Here is a 15,419-nt window from a genome sequence, read left to right on the forward strand (position 1 = left end):
TCATCCTGAAACCATGCCCGATTTTAGAGGGACGAAGTGCACCGCCTCATAGGCGTTTTGTTCGAAACCCCGCTCGGTTCGGTCGACCACCATCAGCACCTGCCGGTCGGAGCCGGCCTGGCGGACCGGCGACACCAGGCGCCCGCCGATCGCGAGCTGCTCGAGCCAGGCCGGCGGCAAGGCGTCACCGCCGGCGGCCGCGATGATGCTGTCGTACGGCGCGTTCGGCGGGTGACCCCGCATGCCGTCACCATACACTAGCCGCAGGTTCGCGGGCCGCCACGGCGCGAGCAGATCGCGTGCCTTGTCGTGCAGCGGGCGCAGGCGCTCGATCGAGACCACCTGCCTGGCGAGTTGCGCGAGCACCGCGGCCTGGTAGCCGCAGCCGGTGCCGACCTCGAGCACGCGGCCCAGCGAGCCGGACGCGCGCGCATTGGCGCCGCCCATCATCAACTCGATCATGCGGGCGACGACCGACGGTTTCGAAATGGTCTGGCCATGCCCGATCGGCAGGCTGGTGTCCTCGTAGGCCTGCGTGACCAGCGCGGCATCGACGAACAGATGCCGCGGCACGGTGGCCATCGCTTCGAGCACCGCCTCGTGCGAGACACCGGCGCCGCGCAGCCGCTGCGCCATGCGACGCCGCACGTCGGCCGAATCGAGCCCGAGGCCGGAAGGCGCGACACGTCGCGCCGCATCGGCATGCGCGTGCTCGACCAGCCGCTGCGGTCGAAGCACCGCGCGTGCGGCCGCGGCGGTCGGCTGCAGCTTCGGTGCCGCGACCAACGCGGGCGCCGCGACCGGCACGAGCGGCGTGCGTGCGACCTTGATGCGCGAGCCGAGCTCGTTCAGGCGCAACGGGAACTTCGAGCTGCGCTTGTCCCCGCTGCTGCTCATGCGGGCGCCCGACCGAGCCACTGCGTCCAGTCCGGCAAGGCCGCGTGCTCGGTAAGGTCGACCTGCAGCGGCGTGATCGAGACCTGGCCGTTGGCGGTGGCGTGGAAGTCGGTGCCGGGGCCGGCCTCGCGCGCGTCGCCGGCCGGGCCGATCCAGTACATCGTGTCGCCGCGCGGGCTGGTCTGCGCGATCAGCGGCTCGCTCGCGTGACGACGCCCGAGGCGCGTGACGATCCGGGGCAGCGTGTCGGCATCCGGCCGATTCGGGATGTTGACGTTCAGCAGGAACGGCGAGCGCGCCGGCGGCTGCTGCAACACCCGCTCGATCACGCCGCGCGCCACGCGCGCGGCAGCTTCCAAGTCGCCCCAGCCCTTCTGCACCTGCGAGAACGCGATCGCCGGGATGCCGAACAGGAAGCCTTCCATCGCGGCAGCGACAGTGCCCGAATACAGCGTGTCGTCGCCCATGTTGGCGCCGTTGTTGATGCCGGAGACGACCAGGTCCGGGCGGTTCGGCAGCACGCCGGTCAGCGCCAGATGGACGCAATCGGACGGCGTGCCGTTGACGTAGAGGAAGCCGTTGGTCGCGGTGTGCACGCTGAGCGGACGGCCCAGCGTGAGCGAGTTCGAGGTGCCGCTGGCATTCTGCTCGGGGGCCACGATGTCGAGGTCACCCAGGCCTTCGCAGGCCTTGACGAGAGCCGCGAGGCCGGGAGCGAGATAACCGTCGTCGTTGGCGATGAGGATGCGCATGGCGACGATTGTATGGACACGTCACGTCGGTGACGCGGTGCGTGGGGCCCGCTGCGTATGATGCCTCGCAACATCAGAACTCCGAGGAGACACCCATGCATGCCTGGCTGTGCGAGAACCCCATCGGCGTGGACGCCCTGGTCTGGAAAGAACTGCCGACGCCCGAGCCGCAGGCCGGCGAAGTGCGCGTCGCGATCAAGGCTGCGAGCCTGAACTTCCCGGACATCCTGATCGTCCAGAACAAGTACCAGATGAAGCCGCCCTTGCCTTTCGTGCCGGGCTCCGAGTACGCCGGCGTGGTCGAGGCCGTCGGCGAAGGCGTCAAGCACCTCCAGATCGGCGACCACGTCGCCGCGTTCGGTGGCACCGGCGGGTTCGGCACGCACGCGATCGTCAAGGCCGCGCTGGCGATGCCGCTGCCCCCCGATTTCGCGTTCGACGACGCCTCCGCGTTCGTGCTGACCTACGCGACCACGCACCACGCGCTGCTCGACCGCGCGGCGTTGAAGGCCGGTGAGACGGTGCTGATCCTCGGCGCGGCAGGTGGCGTCGGCACGGCGGCGATCCAGATCGCCAAGGCGGTCGGCGCCCGCGTGATCGCGGCCGCGTCCAGCGACGCGAAGTGCGAGCTGTGCAAGACGCTCGGCGCCGACGCGACGATCAACTACAGCAGCGGCAACATCCGCGACCAGATCAAGGCACTGACCGACGGCAAGGGCCCGGACGTGGTGTACGACCCGGTCGGCGGGGACCTGGCCGAGCCGGTGTTCCGCTCGATCGCCTGGCGCGGCCGCTATCTCGTCGTCGGCTTCGCCCAGGGCGGCATCCCGGCGCTGCCGTGGAACCTGGCGCTGCTGAAGGGCGCTTCGATCGTCGGCGTGTTCTGGGGCGAGTTCGCGCGCCGCGAACCGCAGGCCAACGCCAAGGCGCTGGCGGAGCTTGCGCATTGGTATGCGCAGGGCAAGGTCAAGCCGGTCATCGACCAGCGCCTGCCGATGAACCGGCTGCTCGATGCCTTCGCGATCATGGCCAGCCGCCAGGTGCGCGGCAAGCTGGTCATGACCAACCCGTGATCCGTCGCATTCAAGGAACGGCGCGCCGGGTGGTTGCGCTACCATCGACCTCGATCACTTACGAGGGATGGAGATGCCAGTCAAGGTACTGATCGTCGAGGACAACCCGGTCGCACGCAGTTTCCTGACCCGCGTCGTGCGCGAGAGCTTCAGCGACGCGCTGGTGATCACCGAGGCCGGCGACCTGGAGACGGCACGCCGCCAGATCGGCCCGGTGCGGACCGACGTGGCCGCCGTCGACCCGTTCAAGCTGATCCTGGTCGACCTCGAACTGCCCGACGGCAACGGCATGGAGCTGCTCGCCGAGCTCGGCAGCTACCCCGCCACCAAGATCGTCACGACGCTCTACTCGGACGACGACCACCTGTTTCCGGCCCTGCAATGCGGTGCCGACGGCTACCTGCTGAAGGAGGACCGGTTCGAGGTCCTGGTCGAGGAGCTGCAGAAGATCGTGCGCGGCCAGCCGCCGCTGTCGCCGGCGATCGCGCGCCGCCTGCTGACGCACTTCCGCCACGGCCCCGCCGGCGGGCCGGCGCCGACCTCCGGCCCGATCCCGCTGGTTTCCGGCTTCCAGAGCAGCCGCCCGGTGCCGATGGGCCGCGGCGCCCCGCTCGACCACGAACGCCTGACGCCGCGCGAGAGCGAGGTGCTGACCTACCTGAGCAAGGGCTTCACGATCAAGGAGATCGCGAACCTGATGGGCATCAAGTGGTTCACGGTGAACGACCACATCAAGTCGATCTACAAGAAATTGAACGTGTCGAGCCGCGCCGAAGCGGCGGTACTGGCCAGCAAGCAAGGGCTGGTCTGAGTCCGATGCCGTGGCGCATGAAGGCACCGACCGGTCGCGCATCCCCGGGCTGAACAACACCTGGCCGGGGCTGACCTCGCCCACCTGGACGGGCTTGCCCAGCGCCGCTGCCGACTCGGCGCTCGATGCCAGCCTGAGCGATCGACCGTCCGACAAGGTGCTTTCGCCGGCCCACTGGACCGGCTGGCGGCTCTGGCTATTGATCCTGGCAGCTGGCGCGTGCATCGTCGGCGCCGCGCTGCTGACGCGCATGCTCGCCGCCGCGCCTCACGTCGACGCCAGCTGGCGCGTCGACGCATCGGGCCGGATCACGCTGGCCTCGAGCAACGACCCGGCGCTTCGCGTCCACGTTGGTCAGGCGCTGAAGGGCGCGATCGCTGGCCCGACCACCCTCGCCCTGCCCGACGCGCTGGTGCTGCAGCGCGCCGCGCGCTGGGTCATCGACGACTCGCAGCGCGAGCGCCAGCAGCAGTTGCAGGCGGAGATGTCGACCCTGCTCGCGCAGCCCCAGCTGAAGCTGTTCTTCACCGACGGCGCCAAGGCGGAGGTGACGCCGCGGCCGCGCGGCTGGACGCGGCTGCCGCTGCTGTCCGGCGCGCTGACGCTGTTCGCGGTCGGCCTGTTCATGACCGGCATGGCGGTGCTGCTGTCGAACGTGTCGGCCCGCAATGCGGTCTACGCGGTGATGACCACCTGCCAGGCCGGCAACCTGCTGTTCATCGCGATGGAGGCCGCTTTCGACTTCGGCCTGCCCGCGCCGTTCGCCGCGTGGGACATGCCGGCGCGCACCGCGTTCGACCTGTGCACTGCGGCGGCGATGATCAATGCGGCCTGCCTGCATCCGCGCCGGCTGCCGGGCTCCGGCTGGATCGCGCTCGCGGGCTGGGCGCTCGCACTCGCGCTGGCATTCGGCATCGGCTCGGGTGCGATCGGACACGCGTGGTGGTGGACGCAAGGCGCGGTCGTCGTGCTCGGGCTCGGCGCCATCGGCTTGCTGAGCTGGTCGTACCAGATCGAACCGCACCCTTTCGCGATTGTGCTGCGCCGGTTCGGCGTGGTGACGGTTGCGACCTGGGCGCTGCTGACGATCGCGCTGGCCGCGGCCGACAAGCAACCGGGGGTGACCCACAACATCGCCGATGTCGGCTCGCTCGTCTGGTATGTGTTCCTCGGCTCGCTGTTGCTGCTGGTGCCCTTCCTCGCGAAGTCGCAGAACTTCATGCGGGAGTTCTCGCTGCTCGCGGCGATCAGCACCGTCGCGACCTCGCTCGACCTGCTGTTCATCTCGGTGTTCGGGCTCGGGCAGTTCGCGTCGCTGACGCTCTCGCTGTTCATCTCGCTGGCGGTCTACACCGGCGTGCGCCACTGGATCCTGGCGCAGCTGTTGGGCAACAGCATGCAGACCACCGAGCGCATGTTCGAGCAGCTCTACCGGATCGCTCGCGAGGTGGAGGTGCAGCCCGAGCGCACGCCCGCCCTGCTCTCGCAACTGATCGCCGACCTGTTCGAGCCGCTCGAGGTGAACGCCGTCGAACGCCGCACCGACAAGACCCGCGTCGCCCGCGACGGCTCGAGCATGCTGGTGCCGGTGCCGCTGCTCGGCGGCGACACCACGCCGCGCGGCTCGGTATTGATCCGCTTCGCGCAGCGCGGGCGCCGCCTGTTCACGTCCGAGGACGCGCGCCTGACCGATCGCGTCGTCGAGCAACTGCGGCGCGCGGTGCATTTCGACAAGGCGGTCGAGCAAGGCCGCAGCGAGGAGCGGCTGCGGCTGGCGCAGGACCTGCACGACGACATCGGCGCGCGCCTGCTCACGCTGATGTACAAGGCCCAGTCGCCGGAGATGGAAGAGTACGTCCGCCACACGCTGCAGGACCTGAAGACCTTGACGCGCGGCCTCGCGGCCTCGAACCACCGGCTCTCGCACGCGGCCGCCGAATGGAAGTCCGACCTGACCCACCGCCTGACCGCGGCGCACATCGGGTTGAAATGGACCTTCGTGTTCGACGACGACATCCTGCTGACCGTGGTGCACTGGTCGGCGCTGACGCGCATCCTGCGCGAGCTGGTCAGCAACGCGATCACGCATGCCCATGCGGAGCAGCTGGAGATCGATTTCCGCCTCGAGAACGACCGCATCGAACTGACGATCAGCGACAACGGCGTCGGCCGCAATCCGCGCGCCTGGTCGCACGGCCTGGGCCTCGGTGGCGTGCGCAAGCGGGTCAAGCAGCTGGGCGGCACGGTCGAGTGGCGCGAGGTGACGCCGCACGGCATCAGCTGCCGCGTCGTGATTCGCGATCTCTCGGCGCGCTGGTAGCCGCGCGCTCCGCTATAATCGTCGGCTCTACGGTGGCTGTAGCTCAGTTGGTAGAGTCCAGGATTGTGATTCCTGTTGTCGTGGGTTCGAGCCCCATCAGCCACCCCAGTTCTCGATGAAAAAAGCCGGGCCCAGCGCCCGGCTTTTTCATGCGTACGCCGCTGGCGCTATTTCGCTGAAGCGGCCGCGGCCGGTGCCGACGCGGCGTCGCCGCTGCCGACCGGCAGCGCGCTCGGCCGGATCTCGACCTTGAGTCGGCTCTTCAGCGCGGTGTAGTACGCCTGCGCCTCGGCCTCGCCCCAGGCCTGCGCATACTGCGCCTGGGCACGGGTCGCATCGGCGGTGGCCGGATCGCGACCGAGCACCTTGACGATCTTCGCGACCGCGTAGCCCTGATCGCCCAGGTCGACACCGACAAATGCGGGCAGCGTCGCGACAGGCGCCTTCAGCACCGCATCCACCAGCGTGCCCGGCAGTTCACGCGTCTGCGCCCGCGACACGATCACCGAGGCGTCCGGCAACGCAGTGGCCGGCGCGGCGCGCAATTCCGCGAGTCGCGCCTCGCCGAGCTTGCGCGCACGGGCCGCGGCCTGCACGACGATCAGGCGCTCGCGCAAGCCGGCCTTCACCTCTTCCAGCGGCAACTGGTGCGCCGCTTCGTACTTGACGACGCGGCCCGACGCGAGCGTGCTCGCCGCGACCTCGATGGCCTCGGTGTTGCGCTTGTTGCGCACCGCATCCGTGCCGAACAACGCGTCGAGGAACTTGGGGTTCGCCAGCACGCCGGTGGCGCCGGGCGCGGGCGTGCGCTTCACGTTCTGCGCGGTCCGCAGTTCCAGCTTGAGCTTGTCGATCACCGGCTTCAGGCTGTCGGGCTGCTCGTACACCGTGTTGGTGAACTCGACCGCCGCCTCGGAGAAGCGCTTCTGCGCGAGTTGGGTGCGGACCTCGTTCTCCAGTTCGGCCTTCACCGCATCGAACGGCTTCTTGTCGCCGCCGCGCACCGCCGTCAGCTTGACGACGTGGTAGCCGAACTCGCTCTCGACGAGATCGCCGATCTCGTCGGGCTTGAGCTTGAATGCGGCATCCTCGAGCGGCTTGGCGGCCAGGCCGTCGCGGGCGAAGAAGTCGAGATCCCCGCCCTTCTCGGCGGAACCCGGATCGTCCGAATTCTTGCGTGCCAGGTCCGCGAACGATGCCGGGTTCTTCCTGACCTCTGCGAGCAGCCCTTCGGCCTTCGCCTTGGCCTTCGCGCGATCGGCAGCCGACGCGCCGGCATCGACCTTCACGAGGATGTGGCTGGCGCGACGCTCTTCGGGGGTCGTGAAGCGGCGTTCATTGGCTGCGTAGTATTCGCGCAGTTCCTTGTCGGAGACGGTGACGCCCTTCTTCAGCGAATCCAGATCGAGGACGACGTACTCGATCGATTCGGTCTCCGGCGCCATGAACTGCGCCGCGTTCGCGGGATCCTTGTAGTACTTCTCGATGTCGGCATCGGTCGGCGTGACCGAGGCGATCGAATCCTTGGTCGCGAAGCGTTGGACCTGCACCTCGCGCTGCTGGAACATCGCATCGAGCGCCGCGGCGGTCACGGCCAGCGGCGCGGACACGGTCCCGGTGATGCCCGCGGCGACCTGGCGCTGCGAGAAATCCTGGCGCAGGCGCTGCGCGAACATTTCCGACGACATCCCTTGCGCCGACAGCGCGTCCTTGTTGACGCTCCCATCGGGATTGCGCAGGAACGCGAACTGCGGATCGGTCGCGAACAGCCGTTGCAGGCGGTCGTCGGTGGTGGCCAGGTGCAGCTTGTCGGCCGCGGCGAGCATCACGCGGTCGCGCACCAACGCCTCGAGCGACTGGCGCTTCATCTCCGGTGTGTCGAACACCTTCGGGTCGACGTTGGGCATCTGGCGGCGCACGCGCTCGATCTGCTCGCGCTGCGCGAGCTCCCATTCGTTGCGCGTGATCTTGCGGCCGTCCACCTTCGCGACCGTCGAGTTGTCGTCGCCCATGAAGCTGCCATAGCCCTGGTACACGCCGCCGCCGACGAACGCGAGGATCACGAACCCCAGGATCACCTGCAGCAGCCAGGTGTGCTTGCGGAAGAAGTCAAACATCGAATGCCTCTGTCAACGGCGACCCGATCGCAAGGGATCGGGCGCATGGAGTGCGACGCAATGCGCGTCGGTGCAAACCTGCGACCCAGATGCAACAAAGGCGAACCGAGGTTCGCCTTTGACTGGGTGGCGGCTGCAATTCTAGCCGAGCCTCCGGTGCTGCTTGACCGGCTTGCGTGGCCGAATCGGGTGGCCGTTCGGGTGGTGGGTGCTGAGGGGTTCGAACCCCCGACCTACGCCTTGTAAGGGCGCCGCTCTACCAACTGAGCTAAGCACCCGTGAGCCAGTTGCGCGGACCGCGGGAGTCGATCAGTTGACCGCGTCCTTGAGCGCCTTGCCGGGCCGGAACTTCGGCACCTTGGCGGCCTTGATCTTGATCGTCGCGCCGGTCCGCGGGTTGCGGCCGCTGCGTGCCGCACGCTTGCCCACACTGAAGGTGCCGAAGCCGACGAGCGAGACAGTGTTGTTCTTTTTCAGCGTGGTCTTCACACCGCCGATCACCGCTTCCAGGGCGCGCGATGCGGCCGCCTTGGAGATGTCGGCCTGCTTGGCGATGTGCTCGATCAACTCGGATTTGTTCACGGGCCATTCCCCCTCTAAAGGTATTTCACGAAGAATTCGGGTGGGTGTTCGGAGCGTGTGCGCTGACGCGGCAGCTCCGGACGATTACAGCCGCGCCCTCACTCAGTGTCAAGCGCGGAAGCGGATTCTATTCGTAATCCACGCCCCGTTTACCGAGGAGATGCGCGTGCTTTCTCGCTTGACACGGCGACGTGCGCGACGCGGCACTGCGCGGGATCAAGCCGTGCGCGTGGGCGTTCGCACGACGAGCGCCACACCGCTTGCGGTCAGCAACATGCCGAGCGCCATGCTCCACGTGAACGCCTCGCCGAACAGCAGCCAGGCCAGCGCCGCGGTGCATGGCGGCACGAGATACATCAGGCTGGTGACGGACGTGGCCGCGCCGCGCTGGATCAGCAGATAGAGCAACGAACTGCCGCCGAGCGTCAGCGCCAGGACCGACCACGCCATCGCCCCGATCATCTGCGGGTGCCACACGACGGACTCCGTCTGGAACACGGCCAGCGGCGCGCTGACGGCGAGGGCCGCGAGCAACTGGATCGCGCTGGCACTGCGCACGTCGCATGGTGCGACGAAGCGCTTCTGGTACAGCGTTCCGATCGTGATGCTGAACAGCGCGAAGATGGCAAGCGCCAGGTTCCAGTGCGTCACCTCGCCGCCGCCGAGCTTGTGCCACACGACCAGCGTCAGCCCGCCCAAGCCGAGTGCCAGGCCGAGCCACTGCTGCGGCAGCACGCGGCCGTGCGAATCGCCGTTGCCGCGGCTGGACCAGGACATCCACAGCGCGGTCAGCACCGGCTGCAACCCGACCAGCAACGCGACCGTCCCCGCGCCGATGCCGGCTTTCACCGCCGCCCACACGCCGCCGAGGTAGCCGGCATGCAGCAGCATCCCGACGACCGCGAGATGGCCCCACTGCGCGCGCTCGCGCGGCCACGGCACCTCGGCCCACCAGACCCACACGAGGAAGCACAGCAGCGACAGGCCATAGCGCATCGACAGGAACGTCAGTGGCGGCGAGTGCGGCATGCCGAAGCGCGCGACGACGAAACCGGTGCTCCAGATCAGCACGAACACCCACGGCATGGCGCGGACGAGCGCACCGCGCGGGTCGGCCGGGGCCGTCACGGCTAGCGGGCCTTGGCGCGGATTTCCGGGAGCGCCTTCTGCAGGTAGTACACCATCGACCAGATCGTCAGCACCGCGGACGCGTAGATCAGCCACGTGCCCCATACCTGCGTGTCGATCACGCCGAAAAGCCGGCCGTGGAACAGCAGGAACGGGATCGCGACCATCTGCACGACGGTCTTGACCTTGCCGAGCATGTGCACCGCGACGCTGCGCGACGCGCCGATCTGCGCCATCCACTCGCGCAGCGCAGAAATGGCGATCTCGCGACCAATGATGATCAGTGCGATCAGACTTTGCACGCGATCGAGTTCGACCAGCACCAGCAACGCGGCGCAAACGAGAAATTTGTCGGCGACCGGATCGAGGAACGCGCCGAACGACGAGGTCATGTTCAGTCTCCGGGCGAGGTAGCCGTCGGCCCAGTCCGTCAGCGCCACGATCACGAACAGCACCGTCGCGACGAGGTTGCGGTCGGGCTCGGACAGCGGCAGCTGGAACACGCCGACGATCAGCGGGATCGCGACGATCCGCGCCCAGGTCAGCAGGGTCGGCAGGTTGAAGAACATCTCGCCATTGTCGCCCCAGTTCGAGCGCTCACTGGTCGAGTGTGCGCGGCTTGAACTTGCGCTCGTGATTGAAGAGGAAGGTCTCGGTGAAGCGCCACGGCTTGGGCAGGCGCGAAACGTCGCCGAACGGGGCCGCGCGGTACACCGCCGCTTCGGCGAGTTTGGACGTGTCCTTGGCCTCCTGCGGGTGCCGCAGGAAGACGATCCGTCGAACGCTGCCGTCGCCGTTCAGCTCGATCTCTAGCACCGGGATGCCGAGCAGGGGCTCGGGCGGGACACCCATGTAGGTGCCGTTCGGATTCGCCGCGACCAGGCGATGCGCGGCCTGCAGCCGGACCTCGGTCCAGTTGCGCACCGGGCCGGGGGGCGGCAGTTTCAGCGGCACGTCGGAGGCGGCGGCCGCTTTCGCTGCGGCCGCGACGGGCTGCGCCGGCGTTGCCGTCGGCGTCGGCTCGGCAGTACGCGCGGCGGACGACGGTGGCGGCGGCGCCGAGCACCCCGCCATCAGGCCCAGACTGGCCAGGCCCACCCGCAAGCGCGTCTCGAGGGCGCGGCGGCGATCAATGAAGGACACGATAGATTTCCTCTGCCAGTTCTCTCGAGATGCCGTCGACGCTCAGCAGGTCTTCGACACTCGCATTGCCCACGCCGCGTACGCCGCCGAAGCGCTGCAGCAGCTTCGCACGCTTCTTCGGCCCGATGCCGGCGATGTCCTCGAGCTTGCTGCCGCCGGTGCGCACGCTGGCGCGTCGCGCGCGCATGCCGGTGATCGCGAAGCGGTGCGCCTCGTCGCGGATCTGCGCGACCAGCATCAGCGCGGCCGAGTCGCGCCCCAGGAAGACCTTCGGGCGGCCGTCGGCGAACACGAGTTCCTCGAGGCCCACCTTGCGGCCCTCGCCCTTCTCGACGCCGACGATGCGCCCGAGGTCGATGCCCAGCTCCTCGAACACCTCGCGCGCCATGCTGACCTGCCCGCGGCCGCCATCCACCAGCACCAGGTCCGGCAGGCGCGTCTCGCCGCGGCTCGCGGCCTCGGCCAGCTTCGCGTAGCGGCGCGTCAGGACCTGTCGCATCGCCGCGTAGTCGTCGCCACCGGTGATGCCTTCGATGTTGTAGCGGCGGTACTGCGCGCTTTGCATCTTGTGGCCTTCGAAGACCACGCACGAGGCCTGGGTCGACTCGCCGGCGGTATGGCTGATGTCGAAGCACTCGATCCGGAACGCGTCCATGTTCTCGACCGCGAGATCGAGCGCCTCGACCAGCGCCCGCGTGCGCGCCTGCTGCGAGCCCTCTTCCGCCAGCAACTGCGCGAGCTTGAGCTGCGCGCCCTTGATGCACATGTCCAGCCACGCCCGGCGCGGCTCGCGCGGCTGGTGCTGGGCCGTGACCCTGATGCCGCTCTGCAGCGAGAGCGCCTCGAGCAGCGTCTTGTCGACCGCGTGGCTCAGCACCAGCAGCGGCGGCACGCCGCCATCGAGGTAGTGCTGGGCGATGAACGCCTCCAGCACCTGTACCTCGGGCGAGACCGATGCCGGCACGGCCGCCTCGTCGTCCTCGGGCCCGAAATCCATCACCTCGTCGACGTGCTTGGGGAAATACGGCCGATCGCCCAGGTGGCGGCCGCCGCGCACCATCGCCAGGTTGACGCAGGCGCGGCCGCCCTCGACCTTGACGGCGAGGATGTCGGCATCCTTGGTGGTCACGCCGGTGTTGTCCTCCACCGACTGCTGGTGCAGCACGCGCGACAACGCACCGATCTGGTTGCGGATCTCCGCCGCCTGCTCGAACTTCAGCGCCTGCGCGTGCGCCATCATCTGCGCCTGCAGGTCGTCCATCAATTCCTGTTGCTCGCCGAGCAGGAAGCGCTCGGCGTGGTTCACGTCATGCGCGTAGTCGTCGGCCGAGACCAGGTTCACGCACGGCCCGGAGCAGCGCTTGATCTGGTAGAGCAGGCACGGCCGGGTGCGGTTGGCGAACACGGTGTCCTCGCAGGTGCGCAGGCGGAACACCTTCTGGATCATCTGGATCGATTCCTTCACCGCCCACGCGCTCGGGAACGGACCGAAATAGCGGTGCTTCTGGTCGACCGAGCCGCGGTAGTACGCGACCCGCGGGAACGGACCCGAGACGATCTTCAGGTACGGGTAGCTCTTGTCGTCGCGGAACAAGATGTTGTAGCGCGGCGCGAGCGTCTTGATCAGGTTGTTCTCGAGCAGCAGCGCCTCGGCTTCCGAGCGCACCACCGTCGTCTGCAGCCGCGCGATCTTCGTGATCATGTGGCCGATGCGCGTGCCGCCGTGGTTCTTCTGGAAGTAGCTGGACACGCGCTTCTTCAGGTCGCGCGCCTTGCCCACGTACAGCACCGCATCCTGCGCGTCGAAGTAGCGGTAGACGCCGGGCAGGTTCGGCAGCGCGGCCACTTCGGCCAGCAGCTGTGCGCGGGCAGCGTCGTGCGGCACCTGCGCTGAAGTGGAAACGTCGTCGTCGGTCATCGAGCGCGATTGTGCCGCCGCTCCGGATAATGACCCGATGCAATGGGATCTGTTCTGCCGCGTCGTCGACAACTTCGGCGACATCGGTGTGTGCTGGCGCCTCGCCGCCGACCTGGCCGGGCGCGGCGAGCAGGTGCGACTGTGGGTCGACGATGCGACGGCGCTGCAGTGGCTGGCACCCGCTGGCGCGCCGGGCGTTGCGGTGCGCGACTGGTCCGCGAGCGAAGAGCTCGACGCGCCGGGGGACGTCGTGATCGAGGCTTTCGGCTGCGAACTGCCCGAATCCTTTGTGCGCCGCATGGCCGACCGCGGTCGACCGCCGATCTGGATCAACCTGGAGTACCTCAGCGCCGAGCCGTACGTCGAACGTACCCATCGGCTGGCATCGCCGCAGACCCAGGGCGCGGGCGCCGGGATGCGCAAGTGGTTCTTCTATCCTGGCTTCACGCCGCGCACCGGCGGGCTGATCCGCGAACCCGAACTCGCGACGCGGCAGGCGGCCTTCGATCCGACCGCCTGGCTGGCGGCGCAGGGCGCCGCGCGACAAGCCGACGAACGCATCGTCAGCCTGTTCTGCTACGAGCCGCCGGCCATCGATGCGCTGTTCGACCAGCTGGCGCGCCAGCCCACGCTGTTGCTGGCGACCGCCGGACAAGCGTCTCGCCTGGCGCAGGAGCGCCTCGGCGGCGCGCTGCGGCGCGGCGCGCTGCGGGCCCACCTGCTGCCGCGGCTGACCCAGCGCGACTACGACCACCTGCTGTGGGCCAGCGACCTGAATTTCGTGCGCGGCGAGGACTCGTTCGTGCGCGCGCAATGGGCGGCCCGCCCGTTCGTGTGGCACATCTATCCGCAGCACGATGACGCGCACGTGGCCAAGCTCGAGGCGTTCCTCGACCGCTTCGGCGCGAAAGCCGACCTGCGCGCGCTCTGGCAGGCCTGGAACGGCGCGGCCGCCACACTGCCGCCGTTCCCGGACGCGACCGACTGGCTCCGAAACTGCCGACAGTGGCGCGATTCCCTGTTCGCCCAGCCGGACCTGACCTCCCAGCTGCTCGGTTTCGTCGCCGAAACACGCTAAAATCGAGGGCTTTTCGCGCACCAGAGTCTTTCGGCTCCGCGTGTGCGAGTTCAGGCGCAGCGTCGCGCCACCCCCACCGCATACGGAAACAGCTATGAAGACCGCAATGGAATTTCGCGCCGGCAACGTCATCATGCAGGGCAAGGACCCGATGGTCGTGCTGCGCACCGAGTACAGCCGCGGCGGCCGCAATTCGGCCACCGTGCGCATGAAGCTGAAGAGCCTGCTGTCGAACTCGGGCACGGAAGTCGTCTTCAAGGCCGACGACAAGCTCGACCAGGTCGTGCTCGACAAGAAGGAGTGCACCTACTCCTACTTCGCCGATCCGATGTACGCGTTCATGGACGCCGAGTACAACCAGTTCGAGGTCGAGTCCGAGAACATGGGCGACGCGATCCAGTACCTCGAAGACGGCATGCCCGTCGAAGTGGTGTTCTACGACGGCAAGGCGATCTCGGTCGAGCTGCCGACCAGCCTGGTCCGCGAGATCACCGACACCGAGCCGGCCGTCAAGGGCGACACCTCGGGCAAGGTGCTGAAGACCGCGAAGATCGCCACCGGCTTCGAGATCTCGGTGCCGCTGTTCGTGCAGACCGGCGACAAGGTCGAGATCGACACCCGCACCCACGAGTACCGCAAGCGCGTCTGACGCGTTGCCGGAGGGCCGCATGGCCTTCGATTTCAGCGCCGTCGCCGCCCCGTTCCGGATGCAACCGGGCCTTCGGCTCATCGCACCCGGCACGGCGCCGCTGACCCCGAACCAACCCGGTTCGGCGGCCCTGCTCGAAAAGACCGCGGTGCTGCGCGACCGGCCGCTGACCGCCCTGCTCACGGCGCCCGGCTTCGACGCCGGCCCCGCGCTCCACGCGCTGCTCGACCGGGCGCTGCGCGATCACCCCGATGCCTTCGACTGGGATGGCGACCTGGCGTTCGACGCCGCGCTGCTCGGCTGGTCCGTGCGCGGCACCGAGGTGCAGGGCGACGGTGATCCTGCGATCGGCGCCGTGCTGCGCGCGCTGCCGGCCGCGTGGCGCCTGCCGGGCCTGCTCAGCCTCGCGCTCGCGGAAGACCTTGCCGTCATCGATGGGCGGACGGCGCACATCCCCTGGCTCGCCGTGTGCCTGCCGTCGCGCTGGGCGCCGGCGGACAAGGTCGGGCGCCACTTCGCCGAGGTCCACGCGCCGGTCGCGGACAACCAGCTCCTGATCACCGCCGCCGACCACCTCGCGCGGCTCGTCACCGGCAGCGAGCGCTGGGAACGCTTCGTCTGGAGCGTCGCCAGCGACGCGCGCCTGTCGCAGCACCCGGACCATGTGCCGCCGGCGCGTTGGCGGGTCGACGCGGGCGCCGACGCGCTGGCCGCGACCGCGACGTTGCGCACCGAGCATCAGACCTTCCTCCCCGTTCCGGGAGCGCAGCAGGCGGTGTTCACGATCCTGGTCGAATGCCGACCACTGACGACGGCGATCGACACCGCGCAGCGTGCACGGGCGCTGCACGCGGCGCTCGCGAGCATGAGCCCGGCGGTGCTGGACTACCGCGGCCTGGCGCCGGCGCGCGACCGCCTGCTCGCCTGGCTGGCCGCGCGCAGCACGTGACG

At 68.8% G+C, this 15,419-nt stretch carries 14 protein-coding genes and 2 tRNA genes; 7 read left to right on the plus strand and 9 right to left on the minus strand.

The annotated features are described in order from the left end of the window. Both ACWH49_RS23065 and surE read right to left on the minus strand, forming a co-directional pair. Positions 1 to 897: a protein-L-isoaspartate(D-aspartate) O-methyltransferase gene (locus ACWH49_RS23065; RefSeq protein WP_448173574.1), complete on the minus strand. Its 897-nt coding sequence runs from the start codon at positions 895 to 897 to the stop codon at positions 1 to 3. Then, positions 894 to 1,649 (minus strand): 5'/3'-nucleotidase SurE, encoded by a 756-nt coding sequence (gene surE / locus ACWH49_RS23070; protein WP_448173575.1) that lies wholly within the window; start codon positions 1,647 to 1,649, stop codon positions 894 to 896. Before surE ends, ACWH49_RS23065 begins: the two co-directional genes overlap by 4 nt. A gap of 95 nt (positions 1,650 to 1,744) precedes the next feature. Between surE and ACWH49_RS23075 the strand changes: the two genes are divergently transcribed. From ACWH49_RS23075 to ACWH49_RS23090, 4 genes are all read left to right on the plus strand, one after another. After that, positions 1,745 to 2,722, plus strand: coding sequence for an NADPH:quinone oxidoreductase family protein (locus ACWH49_RS23075; RefSeq protein WP_448173576.1), 978 nt, complete (start codon positions 1,745 to 1,747; stop codon positions 2,720 to 2,722). A gap of 73 nt (positions 2,723 to 2,795) precedes the next feature. Continuing rightward, complete coding sequence (locus ACWH49_RS23080; protein WP_448173577.1) at positions 2,796 to 3,533, plus strand: LuxR C-terminal-related transcriptional regulator; 738 nt, start codon at positions 2,796 to 2,798, stop codon at positions 3,531 to 3,533. A 10-nt stretch (positions 3,534 to 3,543) separates the two neighbouring features. After that, positions 3,544 to 5,853, plus strand: coding sequence for a sensor histidine kinase (locus ACWH49_RS23085; RefSeq protein WP_448173578.1), 2,310 nt, complete (start codon positions 3,544 to 3,546; stop codon positions 5,851 to 5,853). A gap of 32 nt (positions 5,854 to 5,885) precedes the next feature. Further along, positions 5,886 to 5,961, plus strand: a tRNA-His gene (locus tag ACWH49_RS23090). Between the two features lie 59 nt (positions 5,962 to 6,020). On the opposite strand, the gene ACWH49_RS23095 is transcribed toward ACWH49_RS23090, so the two are convergent. From ACWH49_RS23095 to uvrC, 7 genes are all read right to left on the minus strand, one after another. Next, the gene (locus tag ACWH49_RS23095) at positions 6,021 to 7,970 is read right to left on the minus strand and encodes a SurA N-terminal domain-containing protein (RefSeq protein ID WP_448173579.1); all 1,950 of its coding nucleotides are present in this window, start codon (positions 7,968 to 7,970) and stop codon (positions 6,021 to 6,023) included. Between the two features lie 202 nt (positions 7,971 to 8,172). After that, positions 8,173 to 8,248 (minus strand) — tRNA-Val (locus ACWH49_RS23100). A 31-nt stretch (positions 8,249 to 8,279) separates the two neighbouring features. After that, positions 8,280 to 8,552 (minus strand): HU family DNA-binding protein, encoded by a 273-nt coding sequence (locus ACWH49_RS23105; RefSeq protein WP_056469630.1) that lies wholly within the window; start codon positions 8,550 to 8,552, stop codon positions 8,280 to 8,282. Between the two features lie 216 nt (positions 8,553 to 8,768). Then, positions 8,769 to 9,638 (minus strand): DMT family transporter, encoded by an 870-nt coding sequence (locus tag ACWH49_RS23110; protein WP_448174385.1) that lies wholly within the window; start codon positions 9,636 to 9,638, stop codon positions 8,769 to 8,771. A 44-nt stretch (positions 9,639 to 9,682) separates the two neighbouring features. Continuing rightward, complete coding sequence (gene pgsA, locus ACWH49_RS23115) at positions 9,683 to 10,249, minus strand: CDP-diacylglycerol--glycerol-3-phosphate 3-phosphatidyltransferase (protein WP_448173580.1); 567 nt, start codon at positions 10,247 to 10,249, stop codon at positions 9,683 to 9,685. A 28-nt stretch (positions 10,250 to 10,277) separates the two neighbouring features. Continuing rightward, positions 10,278 to 10,823, minus strand: a complete 546-nt coding sequence (locus tag ACWH49_RS23120) for a hypothetical protein (protein ID WP_448173581.1) — start codon at positions 10,821 to 10,823, stop codon at positions 10,278 to 10,280. Continuing rightward, positions 10,810 to 12,741 carry an excinuclease ABC subunit UvrC gene (uvrC, locus tag ACWH49_RS23125; RefSeq protein WP_448173582.1) on the minus strand — a complete coding sequence of 644 codons (1,932 nt, stop codon included), beginning with the start codon at positions 12,739 to 12,741 and terminating at the stop codon, positions 10,810 to 10,812. Before uvrC ends, ACWH49_RS23120 begins: the two co-directional genes overlap by 14 nt. 37 nt (positions 12,742 to 12,778) lie before the next feature. Here uvrC and earP point away from each other — a divergent pair, with 37 nt between their 5' ends. From earP to ACWH49_RS23140, 3 genes are all read left to right on the plus strand, one after another. Beyond that, positions 12,779 to 13,819 carry an elongation factor P maturation arginine rhamnosyltransferase EarP gene (gene earP / locus ACWH49_RS23130; protein ID WP_448173583.1) on the plus strand — a complete coding sequence of 347 codons (1,041 nt, stop codon included), beginning with the start codon at positions 12,779 to 12,781 and terminating at the stop codon, positions 13,817 to 13,819. Between the two features lie 94 nt (positions 13,820 to 13,913). Next, entirely contained in the window at positions 13,914 to 14,468 is a 555-nt protein-coding gene (gene efp, locus ACWH49_RS23135; protein ID WP_056469642.1) for an elongation factor P, read from the plus strand. A gap of 19 nt (positions 14,469 to 14,487) precedes the next feature. Next, positions 14,488 to 15,417, plus strand: a complete 930-nt coding sequence (locus ACWH49_RS23140) for a heme-dependent oxidative N-demethylase subunit alpha family protein (protein WP_448173584.1) — start codon at positions 14,488 to 14,490, stop codon at positions 15,415 to 15,417. Positions 15,418 to 15,419: the final 2 nt, after the last annotated feature.

It is taken from the genome of Rhizobacter fulvus, assembly GCF_964020785.1.